Raw genomic sequence first — 19680 nt, 5'->3', positions numbered from 1 at the left:
GCCCAGTGCCGGGCGATATCGACACGGCGGCAGATCCACACCTTGTCGTGTCCCTGCACGTAATCGAGGAAGCGCTGCAGCGCGCGGAAGCGGCCCGGGCGGCCGAGCAGGCGGCAGTGCATGCCGACCGACAGCATCTTGGGGCTGTCCTGTCCCGCGGGATCGCCTTCTTCATACAGCACGTCGAACGCATCCTTGAGGTACTGGAAGAACTGCTCGCCGGTATTGAAGCCCTGCGGCGTGGCGAAGCGCATGTCGTTCGAATCCAGCGTGTACGGCACCACCAGGTGCGGCTTCTTCTCGCCGCCGCTGACTTCGACCTCGGTCCAGAACGGCAGGTCGTCGCCGTAGTAATCCGAGTCGTACAGGAAACCGCCGTGCTCAACGACGAGGCGGCGCGTGTTGGGGCTGTCGCGGCCGGTGTACCAGCCCAGCGGCAGCGCGCCGGTCAGGTCCTTGATGATCTGCATGCCGATGCGCATGTGCTCGCGCTCGGTGGCTTCGTCGATGTTCTGGTAGTGGATCCAGCGCCAGCCGTGGCAGGCGATCTCGTGGCCCAGCTCGACGAAGGCGCGGGTCAGTTCGGGATGGCGCTGCAGCGCCATCGACACGCCGAAGATGGTCAGCGGCAGGCCGCGCTTTTCGAACTCGCGCAGGATGCGCCAGACGCCGGCGCGCGAGCCGTATTCGTAGATGCCCTCCATGCTCATGTGGCGGTCCGGGTAGGCCGCGGCGCCGACGATCTCGGAGAGGAACTGCTCGGAAGCGGCGTCGCCGTGCAGCACGCAGTTCTCGCCGCCTTCTTCGTAGTTGAGGACGAACTGCACGGCGATGCGCGCGCCGCCAGGCCAGCGTGCGTGGGGCGGCTGGGCACCGTAGCCGGTCAGGTCGCGGGGATAACGGGTGTGGAGCATGTTGCGCGATAAGGTAAGTGGGTCTGGAAACATCAGTTCAGTGCTCAGTTCAGTGCATAGGGCGCCAGCATGCCGGCATACGCCTTGGGCAGCGGCCGCGCCCAGTCGCCGCGCTTGCTGGTGCCCAGGCGCACCGAGACCATCGCCTCGGCCAGCTTGACCGCGCAGGTCACGCCGTCGATCACCGGCGCGCCGATGGCGTCGGCGATCTCGTCGCACAGGTCGGTCATGCCGGCGCAGCCGAGCACGATGCATTCGCTGCGGTCTTCCACCAGCGCGCGGCGGCAGGCCTCGGCAATGATGCGGCGCGCGTCCGAGCCGGGGCGTTCCAGCTCCAGCACGGGCAGGTCGCAGGCGCGCACGTTATTGCAGAAGCGCTTCATGCCGTAGCGCTCGGCCAGGTGCCAGGCGATATTGCAGGTGCGCGCCAGCGTGGTGACCACGCTGAAGCTGCTGCCGACCACGCTGGCCATGTGCATGGCGGCCTCGGCGATGCCGATCACCGGCCCGCGCGCCACTTCGCGCGCGGCGTACAGGCCGGGGTCGCCGAAGCAGGCGATGACGTAGCCATCGACGCCTTCCTGCTCGCCGGCCAGGATCTCGTCGAGGATGCCCGGCACCGACAGGGCCTCGTCGTAGTGGCTTTCGATCGAAGCCGGGCCCATGCGCGGGCTGACCGCGCTGATGCGCGTGCCGGGCGCCGCGACGGCCGCGGCGCACTGCCCGATCTTGTCGGTCATGCTCTGGGTGGTATTGGGGTTGATGATCTTCAGCTTCATGGACACGGCTCTGGGGTGGATGCGGTCGAAGGGGGGATGTCGTTCAAGCCTGGCTGGAGGCCGGCGCGGCCGGGGCGGCAAGATGGTCCGGCATCATGCGCGGCGCCAGCTGGCGGTACAGCACCAGCGCGATGCCCATGCCGATGAACCAGCTGTAGTTGGCCGCCGCCTGCCAGGCCGGCACCACCACGCACAGGATCGGGATGATGGCCGCGGGAATCATGGTGGCCACCGCCGCCGGGTTGAAGCCATTGCGGTACCAGTAGCGGCCGCGCGGGTTCAGCGTGTACAGGTCGTCGACTTCCACGTGCTGGCGCCGCACCAGGTAATAGTCGGCGATCAGGATGCCGAACAACGGGCCGATGAAGGCGCCCAGCACATCCAGCGTGTAGTGGATCACGGCGGGGTTGTTGTACAGGTTCCAGGGCGTGATGAAGATCGAGGCCACCGCGGCGATCATGCCGCCGGTGCGCCAGCTGATGTGCCTGGGCGACACGTTGGAGAAGTCGAATGCCGGCGACACGAAGTTGGCGACGATGTTGATGCCGATGGTCGCGGTCATGAAGGTGAATGCGCCCAGCAGCATGGCGAAGGTGCTGTCGATATGGCTCACCGTCTCCACCGGATCGGTGATCAGCTTGCCGAACACAGGCAGCGTGGCCGAGGTGGTGATCACGGTCAGCAGCGAGAAGCCCAGGAAGTTGACCGGCAGGCCCCAGAAGTTGCCGCGCTTGACCGACTTGAAGTCCTTGGCATAGCGCGAGAAATCGCCGAAATTCAGCATCGGGCCGGAGAAGTACGACACCACCAGCGCGATCGCGCTCAGCATCACCGGCACCGCTTCCCAGCCGGTGTACTTGACGAAGCTCAGCGTGAAGTTGACGTTCTCCCAGCCGGCCTTGTTCACCAGCCAGATCGCCAGCGCGATCATCACCACGTACACCGCCGGGCCGGCCCAGTCGATGAACTTGCGGATGGTCTCCATGCCGGTCCAGAACACCAGCGCCTGCAGCACCCACAGCACCATGAAGGCAGCCCAGCCCAGCGTCGACAGCCCGGCGAAGCCATGCAGCTTGACGTCGGCGTATGGCGCCAGCGCCGGGAAGAAGTGCAGCGCCAGCACCAGGAAGGCGCTCGACGCGAGATAGGTCTGGATGCCGTACCACGCCACCGCGATCAGCCCGCGGATGATGGCCGGGATATTGGCGCCGAGCACGCCGAAGGAGGCGCGGCAGATCACCGGATAAGGCGTGCCGGTCACCTGGCTGGGCTTGGCCACCAGGTTGCAGAAATACTGCACGATCACGATGCCCACCAGCAGCGACACCAGCACCTGCCAGCTGGTCAGCCCCAGCGCGAACAGGCTGCCCGCGGTGATATAGCCACCGACGCTGTGCACATCGGACATCCAGAACGCAAAGATGTTGTAGGTGCCCCAGGTCTGCTTGCGCAGCGGCGCCAGGTCCTCGTTGGTCAGCCGTTCGTCATAGCTTGGCTTGATCAGGGCATTGCCGTGTGCGGCATGCCCGCCCTGCGCCTGCGCTGCGTCGGCGGGTGTTGCGGTGGTTTGCAGCATCTGAGTCTCCTGGCAGATGTGTGTCTTGACGATAGGCGACGCGCGGCCCTTCGGGGCTCTGTGCGGTGCGCCAGGGGAGGGTGTTTATGTGTCTACTAAATTGTCTACAAAATCGATGAAGTGTGTAGACGATGTTGTAGATCACGGATTTGTGATTGTCAACATTCGTTTTCCCTGAAGGCGGGAGGCGGGGGATGTGAGCGGGTGGGGGTGGATGCGGGTAACTTCGTGGATGCTCCGGCCCTCTCCCACGCCCCTCTCCCCAAGCGGAAGAAGGAAGCAAACAGGCGGAAGGGAGAAGTCCTTTGGGCTCGCCCGCGACAGCGCCGTGCGAGCGCAGCGACGCACTCCGTGCCCGAGCAGCACACCTGAGATAGGGAGCGCGCGCAGCGCAGCCGAAGGCGTCCCACCGATAGCGCCAGCAGCAGGCTGCCTACACCCTGTTGGGATCGTTCAAAAGTGGGTGATCGAAGGCACCGCCCCTGACTCACATAGCGTTAGCAGGTTCGAACGGGCACCCACGCCCAAACGGAAATCACCACCCCCCGAACCACTAACGCCGCGGAATTGATTGCCAGCCGCATAGGCGACGCGTTTCTTGCCTACTTCTTGGCGCTCGGCCAAGAAGTAGGTCGCCGGCTGCGCCGGCGAAACAGCCACGCCCGCCAAGCACGACAACCCAACCAACTTCCACACCCCAAACGCAGCAAGAACCAACAAAAAACCCGCTCCAGAGAGCGGGTGTCATCGCGCGTGCGGCAAAACTTCAATACGCAATCTTAGCCGTCAAACTGATACTCCGCGGATCCGCCGGCTGGATATAGTTTTCATACTGGAAGCCCCAGTACCGCTTGTTGGTCACGTTGTTCAGAGCCGCCCGCAACGTCAGGTCCTTGCCCGCGACCCGCGTGCTGTAGCTGGCCCCGAGATTGAACACCGTATAGCCGCCGGCCTCGAGCGTATTCCCCGCATTGAGCTTGGTATTGCCGGTGTATTTCCCATCGACGCCAACACGCAATCCCGGCACAAACGGCACGCGGTAGCTGACGCGGCCGGCCATGATGAAGCCGGGCGCGCCGGCCACGCGGTTGCCGCTGTTGGCGACGCCCTTGTCGTAGTACGAATCGAGATACATCGCGCTGGCGCCGAACTCCCATTGCGAGCCCAGGCGGTACACGCCCGCCAGTTCCAGACCCTGGTAGATCGAGGTGCCGTCCTGCTGGCGCGTCGGCACGCCGCCGCTGATGCTGTCGTACTCGGCGCCGCGCTCGATGCGGAAGGCCGCGGCGGTCGCGCTCCACGCGGCCTGGTCGGCCTTGACGCCGATTTCATACTGCTTGCTGCGGATCGGGCTGAGCAGCTGGCGCGCGTTGGTGTAGCCGTCCGGCACGATCGAGCCGGGCTCCAGCGCTTCGACATAGCTGGCATAGACCGTTGCCGTGGGCACCGGCTTGAACATCAGCGCCAGCGTCGGCGTGACCACGCCGTTCTTGCTGTAGCTGGAGGTGACCGGCACATAGCCGTTCTGCTCAAAGTTGGTCACGCGCAGGCCGGCCAGCACCGACCAGCGCTCGGTCAGCTGCACGGTGTCGCTGGCAAACACCGACTTCTGCGTGATGTCGCTGTTGCGCACCTTGTTGAAGGCGGTCGAGCTGTAATACGTGTTGGTGTTCGGCACAAAGATGTTGCCGGTGCCGATGACCGCGCCGAAGCCGTTGTTGTCATAGCGGTCGATCTGCTTCTGCCACGAAAGGCCCGCCACCAGCTGGTGGCCGAACGGGCCGGTGCGGAACTTGCCCTCCAGCATCGCCTGCCATTGCCCCACCTGCTGGTTCTGCGCGGTGTCGTAGCGCTGGTCGATGTAGTCGCCGGCCTGGTTCAGCAGGTTGTAGGTGCTTTCGTTGCGGCTGCGGTTGACCTTGGTAAAGCTGTAGCTGGTGCTGACCGCCCAGTCCGGATTGATCTGGTAGCGCAGGCCGGTGCTGTACAGCTGCAGGTTGGTGTTCAGGTGCTGGTCGGCGCCGGCGAAGTTGCGGATGCGCCCGGACACCGCGCCCGGCAGCGCCGTATCGCCATAGCTCCACAGGCTGAACGACGGCATCTGGCCAGTGGCGCGGCGGTCCTGGTAGATCGAGTCGAAGGTCCAGGTCAGGTCCCTGGTCAGGCGCGCGTCCAGCCCCAGCGACACGCTGTCGCGCCGGATATTGCGCGCGTTGTACGGGGTGCCTTCTTCGTGCGTCGCGTTCAGGCGGTAGCCGAACATATTGTCCGGGCCGGCGCGGCCGCCCAGGTCGATGTGCTCGCTCCAGACATTGGCGGCACGGTAGCCAAGCTCGAACGATGCCGTGAAGGTGTCGGTCGGCTTCTTGGTGACATAGTTGACGATGCCGCCCGGCGTGGCGAAGCCATACATGAAGCCCGGCAGGCCCTTGAGCAGCTCCACCTGTTCCATGTGCTCGTACGGCAGCGTGATGCCGTAGGCCACGAACGGCAGGCCGTTGATCTTGAAGCCGTTCTGCCAGTCGATCTGCAGGCCGCGCACGCTCAGGTAGCTGGACCAGCTGTTGTAGCCGTTGCCGTTGTCGCTGACCGATGCGTCCATGGTGAATACATCGCCCAGCTTGGCCACCTGGCGCTCGGCCAGGTCCTCGCCGGTGACGATGGTGGTGGAGTAGGGCGTGTCCAGTTGCGTGCGCGAGCCCAGCGCGCCGGCGCTGGCCTTTTTCTCGAGCTGCAGGCCGGAATCGTCCGCCGCCGAGGCGCTCACGGTCACCGCCGGCAGCGACGCCGCATCGGCCGGCGCCGCGGCCTGCTGCGCCAGCGCGGCCGTCGCCGGAAACCCGGCGAGCACGGCAAGTTGCGCCAGCACGGCGAGATGGCGGGGTTGGGGTGCGCGCGCTCGCGCGGCGCGAAAGACTTGGCGGCTCATGATGGAACAGCAGGAAGACAGGCAGGCCTGTATGTGAATGTCAATACAAATGCGAATAATTCGCATTTCGGAAAAGACCGAATGATGCCCACGCGTGGGCCATGGCGTCAAGGCGGCAGGACCGGGTTTGTGGTGAAAGCAACGACGGACGGCGCCGGTCCGTGGGGCGGTCACTGCGCGCGTAATGCAGCTTGGGTGGGCTGGGTCGCGGCCCGCGCGGACGGTCGCTCGGCGCAAAACCCGATACCGGATTGTTATCGCGGCCTGCGAAAAATGGTGTTGGACGGCCCTGTTGGCGCTTCTTAAAGTTGCATGAACAGAGGCGATCGCCCTCTCGTTCTCTCAACTTCATGACATCGAGGAAGCTACATGGATCCGACCCCGCAGGAAATGGAAGCCACCCGCATCGCGCGCTGGGGCAAGGTCAAGCCTTACGGCGAGACCTTCATCGAAAGCCGCCTGCCCGGGATGAAGAAGAATATCTACAAGATCATGAACCGCGGCGTGCTCGAGAATAAAGGCGTCGAGCCCGCGATCCCCGGCAACCACCGCTTCGGCGTGACCTTCATCGAAATCCCGGTCGGACAAGGCGCCAGCCTGCACGCGCACAAGACCGAGGAAGTGTTCTGCCCGCTCAACGGCCAGATGGAAGTGATTTGGGGCGAAAAGGGCCAGTATTCGCTGATGCTGAACCAGTGGGACGTGATCTCCTGCCCGATCGGCGTGATGCGCGGCTTCCGCAACCCCAACGACCACGCGCTGGTGGTCTACTCCGTGGTGGGCGGCACCGACGAAGAATGCGGCCGCATCGCCTGGCACCCGGACGTGGTCAAGGCGGCCGAGTCCACCGGCCTGGTCTACGGCGACGACGGCTACATCAAGGAAGGCGGAGCGGACCCGGCGCAGCCGCGCACCGAAGGCTGACCACGTTCGCGGCGCGCGGACGCGTGGCCGGCGAGCAGGCGCCTGCGGCATCGAGCGGGGCGTCACAGCGACGCCCCGCTCCGCGCCATATCCATTCCCACTTTCCACAGGAGCTGACCACACCATGACTTCTGCTTCCGCAGGCGGCGCCAGCGCCGTTTCCACGGCGGCCCCGCAATCGATTCCCGCCACCCCCGAGGCGCTGCTGGAAGCCGTGCTCAAGGCCAATGCCGGCACCGCCGACGTGCGTACCCGCACCATACTCGATGCCCTGATCCGGCATGCGCACGCGTTCGCGTCAGAGGTGCAGCTGACTTATGAAGAACTCCACGCCGGCCTGGACTTCATGGTCCGCATCGGCCAGGCCACCGGCCCGAAGAAGCACGAGGGCATCCTGCTCGCGGATATCCTCGGGCTTGCCACGCTGGTGCTGCTGATGGACGCCAAGGCCGTGCTGGCCGCCGGCGGCACCGAGCCCGCGCTGATCGGCCCGTTCTGGCGCGCCAACCAGCCGGTGCGCCCCAACGGCGCGCATATCGCCACGCCTGACACCACTGGCGACCCGCTGACGGTGCGGGGCCGCGTGGTGTCGATCGACGGCACACCCATCGCCGGCGCGCGTATCGAGACCTGGCAGGCGGCGCCGAGCGGCCTCTACGAAAACCAGGACGAACACCAGGAAGACATGAACCTGCGTGCCGTGTTCGAGACCGATGCCGAAGGGCGTTTCTGGTTCGACAGCGTGCGGCCGTCGGGCTATGGCGTGCCGATCGACGGCCCGTGCGGCGAGCTGCTGAAGCTGCAGAACCGCGACCATATGCGCCCGGCGCACCTGCACTTCATCGCCATCGCGCCGGGGCACAAGGTGCTGACCACGCAGATCTTCGATGCGCTGGACCCCTATGCCTTCAGCGACGCCGCCTTTGGCGCGGTCGGTTCGCTGCTGCGCGATTTCGAACCGGATGGAAATGGTGGCTTCCGCCTCGATGTCGAACTGAAGCTGGAGCCGGGCGAGACGCGCCTGCCCAAGCCGCCGTTGCCGTGATCCTCGCTGGCTTGCGCCGATAACGCAAAGCGGCGGCCTGGTGCCGCCGCTTTGCCGCTTTGCGGGGTTATACGCCAACCTTGCGCTCGGACCACCCTGCCACGATCTCAAGGCACTGCCGCATCTGCTCGGGCTGCCCGAGGTAGTAATGCGTGGCGCCTGCGATGCGCACGAATTCCTTGTCGGCGGTCGCCAGTGCCTCGAACACCAGCGGGTTGTGCGTGGCAGGCACCGCGTCGTCGGCGCCGTTCTCGATCTGCAGCACCGGCGTATGCCGTATGCGCGCCGCATTCACCGGGCCCTTGATGTTGGAATGGTCATACGACCATTGCGAGAGCCAGCTGCGCAGGGTCGTATAGCGCGCCAGGCCCACCGGTCCCGAGTTGACCACGCGCGGATCGCCCAGATAGCACCAGTCCGCCTTGCGTCCGTTCGGGTCGATGCTGGTATCGCGCCAGCGCACATCGCACATGGTGCGATGCACGACGAAGCCGCGCTCCAGTTCCGTGCCGTTGCGTTTCAGCCGGGCGAGCATGTCGATGGACCAGTCGCTGATGCGGCGGTTGCGTGCGCGTTGTGCCTGGCGGAAGCGTGCGATGAACTCCGCGGTGTACGCGGGCTGATGCGGACAGCGCGGGTCGTAGATGTCGAATTCCAGGTCGCGCCGGTCGGGATCGAGTTCGTCGGTGACGGAGGGGTCCAGCCATTCGGTCAGGGTCTCGGGCCGGCTCAGGTGGGCGGCCACGAAGATCAGCGCATCGGCCGGCATCAGGCGCGCCTGCGTCAGGTCGTACGGATCGCCGGCGGGCGTGTGCGTAATCGTTGGCTGCTCCGCCTGGGCCTGGTAGAACAGCGACAGGGCGCCTCCGCCCGACCAGCCGACCAGTACCACCTTCTCATAGCCCAGCACCTCGCGCGCATGGCGGATGTAGGCGCCAAGGTCGAACGCTACTTTCTCCATGATCAGCGCGGTATCGTTCCTGGCGTAGCGGCTGCCGGCGCAAAGCACGTGCATGCCCGCTTGCGCCAGCGCGGCCGGCATCGGCATCAGCTGCAGCGTGGACGACGGGTGCATGAAGAGGTAGACCACGCTGGACGGGGCGCCGCGCGGCACCAGCCGCTGTCCTTCCAGGAAGGTGTAGCCCTGGCTGCCGGCAAAACCGTAGGTCTCTGCCATGCCAGCCGGCTCCTGGAACTGGATGATGACCGGCAGCCGGTCGAACTCGTATTTGCGTGAGAGGTCAGTCATTGCGCATCTCTTGGTGTGGTTCTGGATGGGACAGGGGGAACGACTGCGTGCGGATGTCTGCGCAAGACGTATGAGCATCGGCAGGCACGGCCGCAGACAGGCGCGCCCATCGTGAAGGGGCACCACTGCACGGCTGCGCCGTGCTGTAGGCGTGGCGGGTTAGCGGCGTTGCGCGTTGTTCAGCGGCATCCGGGCTCTTGCGCCGCCTCACGCTGCTGCCGCGCCCTGGCCTTCTCCACCACCCATTCCGCGCATTGGCGATGGGCGCTCTCGCGCGCCGCACGGGCGTGGTCCGGGTCGCCGGCCGGCGTGGTCAGCTCGAGGCGAATGCCGTTGGGGTCGAAGAAGTAGATCGACTCAAGGAAGTGATGGTCGGTCACGCCCAGCACTTCGACGCCGGCGGCGCGCAGCCGGTGGCAGGCCTGCAGCAGGTCTTCACGCGAGGCTACGCGCAGCGCCAGATGGTTGACCCAGGGCGGGGTGTTCGGCGAAGGCAGGGCCGCCTGGTCGTCGCCCAGGTCGAAAAAGGCGATGCAGCCGCCATCCTGCATCTCGAAGAACAAATGCGCGTACGGGCAGCGTTCGCCGGTGCTGGGCACCACGTCGGCGCGGACCATGTGGACCAGCGGCAGGCCCAGCAGGTCTTCATAGAAGTGGCGCGTCTCCTCGGCATCGCGGCAGCGCCAGGCGAAATGGTGCAGGCCATGTACGGGCACGCCGATGCCGGGCGACGGCCGCTCATGTTGATTGGGCACGGACATGGGCGTCTCCACGGTCAGTAGTCTTGCGGCCCGCCGGCGCGGATCGGCTGCGGGCTGATCAGCACAGCGTCGGCGTCGCAATAGACCCAGTCGCCCGGCCGGAACGTCACGTTGCCGAAGCTCAGCGGGATGTCGTCGGCGGCGCCGGGCTGTTCGGCCGCATTGCGCAGCGCGGTGGTGCCCAGCGCCTTGACGCCGATATCGATGCCGTTGACGGCCTTGCTGTCGCGGATGACGCCGTGGATCACCAGGCCGGCCCATCCGTTGGTTGATGCCAGCGCGGCAAGCCGGTCGCCAAAGACGCCAATGCGCAGCGAGCCGCCCACATCGACCACCAGCACGCGCCCGGCGCCGGGCGTCGACAGCTGGCGCAGCACGGGCCGATGGTCCTCCTGCACGCGCAGGGTCGCGCAGGGACCGGCAAACTGCTCGCGCAGGCCGAAGCTGCGGAACTGCAGCTGGCAGACAGACGTGGTGTCGGGGTGCTCGTCGGAAAGATCGCTGGTAGAGAACATGATCGTCAGGATGGGGAGCGGGATGGTGATCGGGATGGGCAGGCGCATGCAGCGCCGTGGCAAGGTCGCCGCGCCTAGTTGAGTGTGATGCCGGCCTTCTTCACCACCTCGCCGTATCTTGCATAGTCGTGGTGGATCTGCCGGCCGAAGTCTTCCGGTGTGTTGCCGACCGGGGCAATGCCCAGGTCGAGCATCTTGCTGCGTGTTTCCGGCTGCTCCAGCACCTTGCGGATTTCCTGCTGCAGGCGGGTCACGACCGCGGCGGGCGTGCGCGCCGGCGCAAGGATGCCTACCCAGGAATCGACGCTGAAGTTCCTGACCCCCGATTCCATCAGGGTCGGTACTTCGGGCAGCGACGCGACGCGATGGCTGCCGGTCACCGCAATCGCGCGGACCTGCTCGTTCTTCACATACTGCGACACGCTGGCGACGGCCGTGCACAGCACCGGCAGCGAGCCGCCGAGCACGTCGGTCAGCGCCTGCGAGCCGCCCTTGTAGGCGATGTGCTGCAGCGGGATGCCGGCCTGTTCGCGCAACAGTTCACCGGCGAGATGGCAGGTGGTGCCGGTGCCCGAACTGCCGAACGGCAGGCCGCCGCCCTTGCTGGAGCGCGCGTACGCCACCAGTTCACTGAAGGTTCTGGCAGGTACGGCAGGGCTGGTCACGAAGATCAGCGTGGCATCGCCGACCTTGGTCACAGGCACGAAATCCTTCAGCACGTCGAAGCGCGGCCGGGTGATGTGCGTGCCGGTGACGAGCGCGCCGTCAAAGCCCAGCAGCAGCGTGTAGCCGTCGGCATTGGACCTGGCCACGATCTCGGCGCCGATGTTGCCGGAGGCGCCGGGGCGGTTGTCGACGACCACGTTCTGGCCCAGCGACTGCCCCAGCTTGTTCGCCAGCAGGCGCGCGGTGGCGTCGGTGACGCCGCCGGGCACGAACGGCACCACGAGGCGGATGGGGCGGCTCGGATATTCCTGTGCGCCGGCCTTGACCGGCACCGCAGCGAGTATCGTCGCGGCGATGCCCAGCAGGCCACGAAGGATGTTCGGATAGCGCATGCGGTCTCCTGTGGAATTATCGTTCTGAGCGTGGCGATACCACGCTTCATTCTAAGTACCGGGGCGCGGCAGCATGTGCCGTTTGCATGGGCGATGAGCCGGACAAAGCGTGGGTTGTTTCGCCTTGCCCGGCTTCGGGCAGCACGATGTGCCGCGCGCGTGCGGACTCAGAACTTGTGCCGCAGCCCCACGCCAAAGGTGTTGCCGGTGCCGGCGGTAGTCAACTTGTCGTAGAGATAGTTGGCATAGACGTCGGTACGCTTGGACAGGTCGTGGCTATAGCCGATTGCTGCCGTGGTGCGGTTGAAGTCATCCTGGATACGGCGATCATTCTTCGTCCACGCGTAGCTGGCATTGAGCCGGCCCGCTCCGAGCGGGGCCGAGATGCCGGCCTGGTAGGTATAGGTCCGCACCTCGGAGCGCCCGTTCTTCGTCATGTTGAAGGTGCCGAACAGCTTCAGCACCTTGAAGTCGTACGAAGCGCCGGTGAACAGCACCTTCTGGCTCGGTTCCAGCGCGGTGATGGCCGCGCCGGTCTTGGTGTGGTTGCCGCCCACCGCCAGGTCCAGCGGGCCGTTCTGGTAGCGGATCATGGCGCCCATGTTGTTGGTGCCATTGTTGGTCGCGGCCTCGCCCAGACCATACATCAGCTGGAAGCTCAGCCCCCCAAAGGTGGGCGACAGGTAGCGCACGGCGTTGCTCCAGCCGGTATCGCCATGGATCAGGCGCCCGAACGTGGGGATCCAGTTCTGCACGTTCAGCGGCGAGAAACGCGTCGAGCCGGCAAAGGGATTGAACTGTCCGGTCAGATAGAGCATGGGCGTGGAATTCCGGCCGATGCGCAGTTCGCCGAACTTGTTCGAAGACAGGCCGACATAGGCATTGCGGGCAAACATCGAGTCGACCGGGCTGCGGCCCATCTCGCCGGTGTCGGGGCGGAAAAAGCTCTCGACGGCGAACACGGTGCTGAGGCCGCCGCCCAGGTCTTCTTCGCCGCCGATGCCCCAGAACGGCGTGGTCTCGCCACCGTTGTCGAGCTGCCAGGAACTGCGCGGCGCGCCGCTCGGCTTGATGCTGCCGACATAGGTGTCGATCAGCCCGTAGAGCCGGACCCCGCCAGCGTTTGCGGTGGCCGACGCGCCGAGCCCGGCGAGCAATGCAAGGGTCAGGCTGTGCTTAAGGCAATGACGTGCTTCCAACACTTTCTCCTCCTATCTCTCTTGTTATGAATGCGAATAAGGAACACGACCGGCGCACCGGCACACAGCGCCCGGCACAGCGCCATTCGGGCGGCAGGCAAGCGCCGCTTGCGTCTAGCGAGGGGTTCCCGGATGCGCGTCGTCCCCAACCACCGGGTTGCGCAGGATGCCCAGGCCGTCGATCTCCACCTCGACCACATCGCCGGGACGCATGTGGACCAGCCCCGGCACCTTGAACAGGCCGTACTGGCGCGACAGGTCACGGCCCGCCGCATCGTCGGGCTGCGGCTTGAGTGCGCCAGGCGTGCCCATCGCAATCAGGTCGCCGGGCCGCAGGTTGTAGCCCTGGCTCAGGTAGCTGATCACCCTGGCGACGCTGCACAGCATGTCGTCGAGCCGCGCGCGCTGCCGCACCACCCCGTTCAGGCGGGTCTGCACCGTGTGGGTCGCGGGATCCCCGAATTCGTCGGCAGTCATCAGCCATGGACCGTATGCACCCGAGGCTTCAAAGTTCTTGCCCAGGCCGAACTGGCGGTTGTGCACCTGGTACTCGCGTACCGAGCCTTCGTTGAGGCAGGTGTATCCCGCCACGTGCTCCAGCGCGCGCTGCTCGGGGATGTAGCGTCCGGGCTTGCCGATAACGACGCCCAGTTCCCCTTCGTAATCGAATGCGCGCGCAACGGCTTCGGGCGGTGCCGCGATCGCTTCCCCCGCGCCGACGTAAGAGGCCGGCGTGCGCAGGAAGAGATGCGGATAGTCGCCGTTGGTCTGCAGCCCGGTTTCGGCCAGGTGGCTCTTGAAGTTCAGCGCCAGCGCCCACATGGCATTGGGGCGCTCGAGAAACGGCTTGAGCCGGACCGAGTCCAGCGCGCGCTTGCCCGCCACGCCGGCCGCGGCCTCGCGCAGGCGTGCGAGGCCGTGCTCGCGTTCCATGATCGCGATCAGGCTGGAGGGCAGCTCCGGAGCGATCTCCGCGACCGCGACGAAATGCGTTGGGCTGGTGACGACGCCAAGCGCGGTAGCGCTGCCGTCCGCATAAGCAATGATCTTCATGTTGTGGGCTGGTGCATGCGAATCGAAGGAAGGCGGAGCAAACCGGCTGGCCGGGATCGTGTGTTGCGGGCCGGCAGCCCGCCGCCGTTGAGGACCGAGCGTAAGCGCGCAGCAGCCAATCGACGTGACCGGATAGCCCGCAGGTTTAACCCGCAGTCCAAAAATCTCGTGGGCGCGTGCCGGGCATGGCCGCGCATGGCCGGTTACGTCCTAGACTCGCGCTGCATCAGAAGCGGGCAGGCGATGGCGGGATCAGCCGATGCCAGTCCGGCATGCCAACAGTGCGACGCTCCAGGAGACGAACCATGAAGACGGTCAGGCGGGTAGTGACAGGATTGCAGCGCGGCAAGGCGGTGATCGCCTCCGACATCGAAGTGCCCGAACGCGCGCCGGCGCTGGCCGGCGGCGTGACCACGGTGCCGCTGTGGGGCGCGGCGGCAGCGCCCGCCGTGCCGAATCCGGGCGAACCGTCGGCGGCGCCGAAGTTCTCGCCGCCGCCGGGCGGCTATCACTTCTCGGTCTTCAGCGTGCCGCCGCTGGCCGAGGTCCTGCGCGCCCAACCGCCGGCCGACCCGGAGCGGGCCAGGGAAGAGATGGAGCGCGACATTCCCGGGCTGCTGGAGCTGATGGACCCCGAGGTGCCGGGCATGCATGCGACCAAGTCGATCGATTTTGTCGTGGTGCTCAGCGGGTCCATCACGCTCGAGCTCGACGGTGGCGTCGCGACTGTCTTGCAGGCGGGCGATACGGTGGTCCAGAACGGGGTGCGCCATCGCTGGCTGAACCACGGGACCGAACGCGCCTGGCTTGCCGCCGTAGTGCTCGGCGCACGCGGCGCGGCGCCGCTCTGAAAATCGGACGATCTGATAAGCGAGCCGACGCACCGGGCAGTGGCTGCCGCACCACCGCAGGTATCGTGGGACCGATCGCCACGTGCGACCGCAGCGCCGGGACCGGCAGCGTTCGACCGGAGAAAACTTGGGGGGAAAGCAAGTGACCACAGAGACAAGCAACATCGGCCAGGCCAATGGCTCTGATGACGCCGACGCGTCGCAACGCGACGCCATCCGCCAGCTCGCGGCAGGTTTCAGCGCCGCGCTCAGCCGGCGCGGCATGCTGAAGCTGGCTGGCATCGGCGGGGCGTCGATGCTGGCGGGCGCGGGAGCCCGCGCCGCATCGTCCAACGCAGCGGAGGGCGAGGGCGGCCACGTGCGCGTGTTCGACCCGAACCAGCATGGCAAGGTACACACGCTGCGCTCCACGCCGCAGACGGTGCGCGTCGGCGAGATGGACCCGGCCGCCCCGCCGGTGCTCGAGATCGAATCGGGCGATGTCGTGCATTACCCCGACACGTGGGTGCACTGGGGCAATGAAGCCAAGTACGGCATGTCCTTCGCCGAGCGCAACGTGGTGCGCAAGCGCTATCCGCAAGGCCCGCAATCGCTGGTGGGGCCGGTGAGCATCAAGGGCGCCATGCCGGGGGACGTGATCGAGTGCAGGATGCTGCGTCTGCGGCCGATCGACTGGGGCTGGAATTCGACGGTAAAGGGCATGGGGGCCTTGCCGGGGGATTTCCAGGAACCGTACCTGCACTACTTCCGCTTCGATGCCGAGCGGCGCTTTGCGGAATTCGCGCCCGGCGTGCGCATCGCGCTGGCGCCGGCGCAAGGCGCGATCGCGGCACAGCCCGCCGGCGACAAGCCGACCAGCGCGTTGTTGCTGGGCCCCAATGGCGGCAATCTGTCGCTGCCGGCACTGGTCGAGGGCACCTCGCTGTTTGTGTCGGTGCAGGTGCCCGGCGCCAGGATGTGGACCGGCGACTCGAACGCGGCGCAGGGGGACGGCGCGGTCAACCAGACCGGCATCGAAACCGCGATGGAAGACCTGCGCATCCAGTACGTGCTGCACAAGCGCATCGCGCTGAGCGCGCCGGTGGCCGAAACGCCGACGCACTGGATCGTGCTCGGCTCGGGGTCAAGCCTGGAAGACGCGCTTACCGCCGGGCTGAGGCAGATGATCGGCTGGGTCAGCGCGGCGACCGGGCTGTCCTGGCACGACGTGTATGCGCTTTGCAGTATCGAAGGCGGCTTCCACGTGACGCAGTACGCCAACCAGACCCAGAGCAACTACCGCTTCCAGTCGCCCAAGGTGGTACAGGCCATGCTGCCGAAGCGCATCTTCAGCGCGGCGCGGCAGGCGCAGATATCGCAATCCCTGCGCGCCGGGGCCTAGTGCTTGCCGACGGGCCTGCAGCGCATCGCAGGCATCTTTCCTTGCCTACTTCAATGCCCGCTACCAATGCCCGATAAGCCCGGGCACATGACCATGGTCTCTCTTCAACCTGAAATCCGCGCCGAGCAAGCGGACGTTGCAACTGCGGCGCCCGGCGCCGCGCAGCGGCTGCCCTGGCGCGTCTACGTGCTGTGCGGGCTGGTGGCCTTCCTGGACGGCTTCGATACCCAGTCCGTCGGTCCCGCGGCCGATGCCATGGCGGCGTCGATCGGTATCGACATCCAGGCCTTCGGCTCGCTCTTCAGTGCCTCGCAGATCGGCTTCCTGATCGGCGCCGTGACCTTCAGCGCGCTGGGCGACCGCTTTGGCCGCAAGCGGCTGCTGGTGGCGGGAACGATGCTGATCGCACTCAGTTCGCTGGGCACCGCGCTGGCGGGTTCGTACAGCCAGTTGCTGCTGATCCGCATCCTGGCGGGCATCGGCCTGGGCGGGGTGGCGCCCAACTTCATCAGCCTGGCGTCGGAGTTCACGCCGCCCGCGCTGCGCGCGCGGGTGGTCACGCTGCTGTGGGCGGCGGTGCCGATCGGCGGCATGGCGGGCTCGTTCCTGAGCGCCTTCACGCTGGAGCGGTTCGGCTGGCAGGTGATCTTCCTGCTGGGCGGGGCGGCGCCGCTGCTGCTGGTGCCGGTGCTGGCGTGGCTGCTGCCGGAATCGCGCGAGGTGCGGCGCAGCGCCACACCCGATGCCGGCCGCGCGCAGCGCGTGGCGCCGCTGCGCACGCTGCTCGGCGAGGGCCGCGGCACGGCCACGCTGTGGCTGTGGCTGGCCTGCTGGATGACCTGGACGGTGCTGGTGGTGGTGGGCGTGTGGACTCCCGCATTGCTGCAGCGGGCCGGCTGGAGCCTGTCGATGGCCGCATCGATGCTGGGCCTGCTCAACGCCGGCGGCGTCGCCGGAACGGTGCTGATCAGCGCCGCGCTGCGCTACGTGTCGCCGCCACGCGCGCTGATGGTGGCGCTGACGGCGGCGGCCGCGTCGATCGCTTGCCTGGGCGCGCTGGCGCACAGCTTCGCTGCCGTCGCCATCGCGGCCACGCTGGCGGGATTCTTCTCTTCCGCCGCGGGCGGGTCGTTGCTGGCGCTGTCGGCAAGCCTCTATCCGGAACGCGTGCGCGCCACGGGTGTCGGCTGGTCGATGGGGGTGGCGCGCATCGGCGCGGTGCTGGGCCCGCTCGGCGTCGGCCTGCTGGTCGGATGGCAGTGGCCGCCGGCCAGCATCTATGGCGCGATCGCGGTGCCCGCCGTCGTGGCCGCGGTGTCGGTATTGCTGCTGAGCCGCACCGCCACCTTCCGCGCGGCGATCCGCTAGCCAACATGCCGCGATAGCGGGAAAGACTTCAAGACGTTGCAACACGAGAGACCCATGGACACCGAACAATCCCATCCAAATTGCCTCACGCTGATCAGCTACCGGCAGGCCAGCCAGATCCTTGAAACCGCCATGCGGCAGGCGCAAGCCCATGGCAGCGCACTGAGCTTTGTCGTGGTCGACAGCGCCGGGCACCTGGTTGCCGCCGCGCGCATGGACGGCGCGCCCTTTGTCACGATGGAAGTGGCGCGCGGCAAGGCCTTTGCCTGCGTGGCCACCGGCGGGCAGTCGGGGCGCGCGCTGCGCCAGCGCTATGTGGACCATCCGATGGTGTGGGGCAATATCGCCTCGCTGGGATACGGCGCGCCGCTGCTGCCTGCGATCGGCTCGCTGCCGGTCTGGGTCGAGGGAACGCTGGTCGGGGCGGTGGCGGCAAGCGGCGGCCAGGCCGAGCTCGAGGAAGAGACGCTGACGCGGGCGATCGAGTCGATCGGCGGCTCGGTGACGCCGCCCGTGCGCGCGCAATAGCGCATCGCCATCACCATCGCCATCGAAAGGAGGATCATGCTGACTGTCTGGGGCCACCGCGGCTCGCCCAACGTGCAGAAGGTGCTGTGGGCCTGCGAAGAGCTGGGCCTGCACTATGTCCTGAAGGAAACCGGCGGTGCCGCCGGCGGCACCGACACGCCCGAATACCTGGCCAGGAATCCGAACGGTCGCGTGCCGACCCTCGAAGACGACGGCCATGCCATCTGGGAGTCCCATGCCATCCTGCGCTACCTGGCCGCCAGGGATCCGCACGGGCGGCTGACCTCGGACGATCTGCGCGTGCGCGCCACCATCGATCAATGGATGGACTGGCAGTGCGCGCACCTGGCGCCGGCCGTGCGCGCGCTGGCGGTGCTCGTGGTCAAGCCCCGCAGCACGCCGCCCACTGGGCAGGAAACCGAGGCCGCGCGCGACGGCATCGTGCCGCTGCTGCGCCTGGCCGACCGCGCGCTCGGGCGGCGCGACTATTTCGCTGGCCAGCGCTTCACCATTGCCGATATCCCGCTGGCAATCAGCTACAACCTCTGGAAGATCATGGAGCCGGCGTGCGCGCAGTTTGCGGCGCTGGATGCGTGGTACGCCCGCATCGGCCAGCGCGCCGCTTTCACGCCGATGACCGGGCAGCGGCGCGCCTAGCGTTCACTGCGGTTCCAGCAGCGCGAGATCGGTCGCGCGCCGGCGGAATTCGCTCGGCGACAGCGCCATGTGCCGGGTGAAGAAGCGCGTGAAGTTGCTGTGGGTGCCGAAGCCGAGTTCGTCGGCCAGGTCGGTCAGCGGCCGGTCCGTGGTGGCAAGCCAGCGCGTGGCGATGCCCAGGCGCAGGCTGTCGATGTAATGCCGCGGCGAGACCCCGGTACAGCGGCTGAACTGCGCAAAGAAATGCGAGCGCGAGATGCCGGCCGAGCGGGTGATGTCGCCGACCTTCGGATTCTCGGCAGCGTGTTCGTGGATATAGGCAATGGCCTTGCGGATGCGACGGTCGCTCGGCCGCGTATGGCGCAGCGCCGCGCCCGCGGCATCGAGATTCGCATAGTGCCGCACCACCGTGTCCACCACTGCCTTCAGGCGTTCCTCGCACAGCCCGGGCGACGCCAGCGAGCGCATCGAGATCGCGGCCACCAGCAGCTTCACGGTTTCGCGCAGTTCGTCGACCAGCGCGACCCGCGGTGCGGGAAACAGGTGATCCAGGTGCGGCGCGGTGTGCGGGAATTCGCTCGCCAGCCAGGATGGGTTCAGGAACAGCGACAGGATCGTGGCGGGGCCGTTGTCGCTGGGATGCTTGGCGTGCACCACCCACGGATTGAACAGGACCACCGAGTCGTCGTCGACCGACAGCGAAACCTCGCCTGACTGCAAGGTCGTATCCGCGCCGCTGAGCTTGATGATCACGTTGAACTCGCGATGAGCGTGCTCGACAATGGCCTGCCCGGTCGTGTTGATCGTGGCACGCCCGAACTCGCCCTGCAGAATCTGCGCCGGGTACCGCTCTGCCATCTGCTGCTCCTGTTGGTTCAGTCATTCGGCCCGCC

18 protein-coding genes are annotated in these 19680 nt (G+C 66.8%); 7 read left to right on the top strand and 11 right to left on the bottom strand.

Annotation, left to right across the window (positions count from 1 at the left end; all coding sequences use genetic code 11):
• From puuE to AC3FMM_RS10270, 4 genes are all read right to left on the bottom strand, one after another.
• The coding region (gene puuE, locus AC3FMM_RS10285) for an allantoinase PuuE (protein ID WP_488686545.1) at window positions 1–914 on the bottom strand (914 nt) is incomplete at its 3' end.
• A gap of 44 nt (window positions 915–958) precedes the next feature.
• Entirely contained in the window at window positions 959–1693 is a 735-nt protein-coding gene (locus AC3FMM_RS10280; RefSeq protein WP_115714098.1) for an aspartate/glutamate racemase family protein, read from the bottom strand.
• 43 nt (window positions 1694–1736) lie between these two features.
• A complete protein-coding gene (locus AC3FMM_RS10275; protein WP_414248481.1) occupies window positions 1737–3269 on the bottom strand; it encodes an NCS1 family nucleobase:cation symporter-1 in 1533 nt (510 codons plus the stop codon).
• Window positions 3270–4035: 766 nt separating this feature from the next.
• On the bottom strand, window positions 4036–6198 hold the full coding sequence (locus AC3FMM_RS10270) for a TonB-dependent siderophore receptor (RefSeq protein ID WP_488686544.1): 2163 nt from the start codon (window positions 6196–6198) through the stop codon (window positions 4036–4038).
• A 369-nt stretch (window positions 6199–6567) separates the two neighbouring features.
• Here AC3FMM_RS10270 and AC3FMM_RS10265 point away from each other — a divergent pair, with 369 nt between their 5' ends.
• A complete protein-coding gene (locus AC3FMM_RS10265; protein ID WP_115681974.1) occupies window positions 6568–7122 on the top strand; it encodes a cupin domain-containing protein in 555 nt (184 codons plus the stop codon).
• A gap of 124 nt (window positions 7123–7246) precedes the next feature.
• A complete protein-coding gene (locus AC3FMM_RS10260) occupies window positions 7247–8167 on the top strand; it encodes a dioxygenase family protein (RefSeq protein WP_488686543.1) in 921 nt (306 codons plus the stop codon).
• A 67-nt stretch (window positions 8168–8234) separates the two neighbouring features.
• Here the strand turns inward: AC3FMM_RS10260 and AC3FMM_RS10255 are convergent, their stop codons facing one another.
• From AC3FMM_RS10255 to AC3FMM_RS10230, 6 genes are all read right to left on the bottom strand, one after another.
• The gene (locus AC3FMM_RS10255) at window positions 8235–9416 is read right to left on the bottom strand and encodes an alpha/beta hydrolase (RefSeq protein WP_414248483.1); all 1182 of its coding nucleotides are present in this window, start codon (window positions 9414–9416) and stop codon (window positions 8235–8237) included.
• 179 nt (window positions 9417–9595) lie between these two features.
• Window positions 9596–10177, bottom strand: coding sequence for a VOC family protein (locus tag AC3FMM_RS10250; protein WP_414248484.1), 582 nt, complete (start codon window positions 10175–10177; stop codon window positions 9596–9598).
• A 14-nt stretch (window positions 10178–10191) separates the two neighbouring features.
• Entirely contained in the window at window positions 10192–10740 is a 549-nt protein-coding gene (gene rraA / locus AC3FMM_RS10245) for a ribonuclease E activity regulator RraA (protein WP_488686542.1), read from the bottom strand.
• 26 nt (window positions 10741–10766) lie between these two features.
• Window positions 10767–11750 carry a Bug family tripartite tricarboxylate transporter substrate binding protein gene (locus AC3FMM_RS10240; RefSeq protein WP_488686541.1) on the bottom strand — a complete coding sequence of 328 codons (984 nt, stop codon included), beginning with the start codon at window positions 11748–11750 and terminating at the stop codon, window positions 10767–10769.
• Window positions 11751–11917: 167 nt separating this feature from the next.
• Window positions 11918–12952 (bottom strand): porin, encoded by a 1035-nt coding sequence (locus AC3FMM_RS10235; protein ID WP_488686540.1) that lies wholly within the window; start codon window positions 12950–12952, stop codon window positions 11918–11920.
• Window positions 12953–13063: 111 nt separating this feature from the next.
• Entirely contained in the window at window positions 13064–14002 is a 939-nt protein-coding gene (locus AC3FMM_RS10230) for a fumarylacetoacetate hydrolase family protein (RefSeq protein WP_488686539.1), read from the bottom strand.
• A 305-nt stretch (window positions 14003–14307) separates the two neighbouring features.
• Between AC3FMM_RS10230 and AC3FMM_RS10225 the strand changes: the two genes are divergently transcribed.
• The 5 genes from AC3FMM_RS10225 to AC3FMM_RS10205 all read left to right on the top strand — a co-directional run bounded on the left by AC3FMM_RS10225 (window position 14308) and on the right by AC3FMM_RS10205 (window position 18787).
• On the top strand, window positions 14308–14853 hold the full coding sequence (locus tag AC3FMM_RS10225) for a cupin domain-containing protein (protein WP_414248489.1): 546 nt from the start codon (window positions 14308–14310) through the stop codon (window positions 14851–14853).
• A gap of 142 nt (window positions 14854–14995) precedes the next feature.
• Window positions 14996–16234, top strand: coding sequence for an acetamidase/formamidase family protein (locus AC3FMM_RS10220; RefSeq protein WP_473704535.1), 1239 nt, complete (start codon window positions 14996–14998; stop codon window positions 16232–16234).
• An 87-nt stretch (window positions 16235–16321) separates the two neighbouring features.
• Window positions 16322–17602, top strand: a complete 1281-nt coding sequence (locus tag AC3FMM_RS10215; RefSeq protein ID WP_488686538.1) for an MFS transporter — start codon at window positions 16322–16324, stop codon at window positions 17600–17602.
• 54 nt (window positions 17603–17656) lie between these two features.
• On the top strand, window positions 17657–18130 hold the full coding sequence (locus tag AC3FMM_RS10210; RefSeq protein ID WP_414248492.1) for a GlcG/HbpS family heme-binding protein: 474 nt from the start codon (window positions 17657–17659) through the stop codon (window positions 18128–18130).
• 36 nt (window positions 18131–18166) lie between these two features.
• On the top strand, window positions 18167–18787 hold the full coding sequence (locus AC3FMM_RS10205) for a glutathione S-transferase family protein (protein WP_488686537.1): 621 nt from the start codon (window positions 18167–18169) through the stop codon (window positions 18785–18787).
• 3 nt (window positions 18788–18790) lie between these two features.
• Here the strand turns inward: AC3FMM_RS10205 and AC3FMM_RS10200 are convergent, their stop codons facing one another.
• Window positions 18791–19645, bottom strand: a complete 855-nt coding sequence (locus AC3FMM_RS10200) for a helix-turn-helix domain-containing protein (RefSeq protein WP_414248494.1) — start codon at window positions 19643–19645, stop codon at window positions 18791–18793.
• Between the last annotated feature and the right edge of the window lie 35 nt (window positions 19646–19680).

The organism is Cupriavidus sp. 207A1 (assembly GCF_057798955.1).
This window is presented reverse-complemented; position numbering and strand designations above follow the sequence as displayed.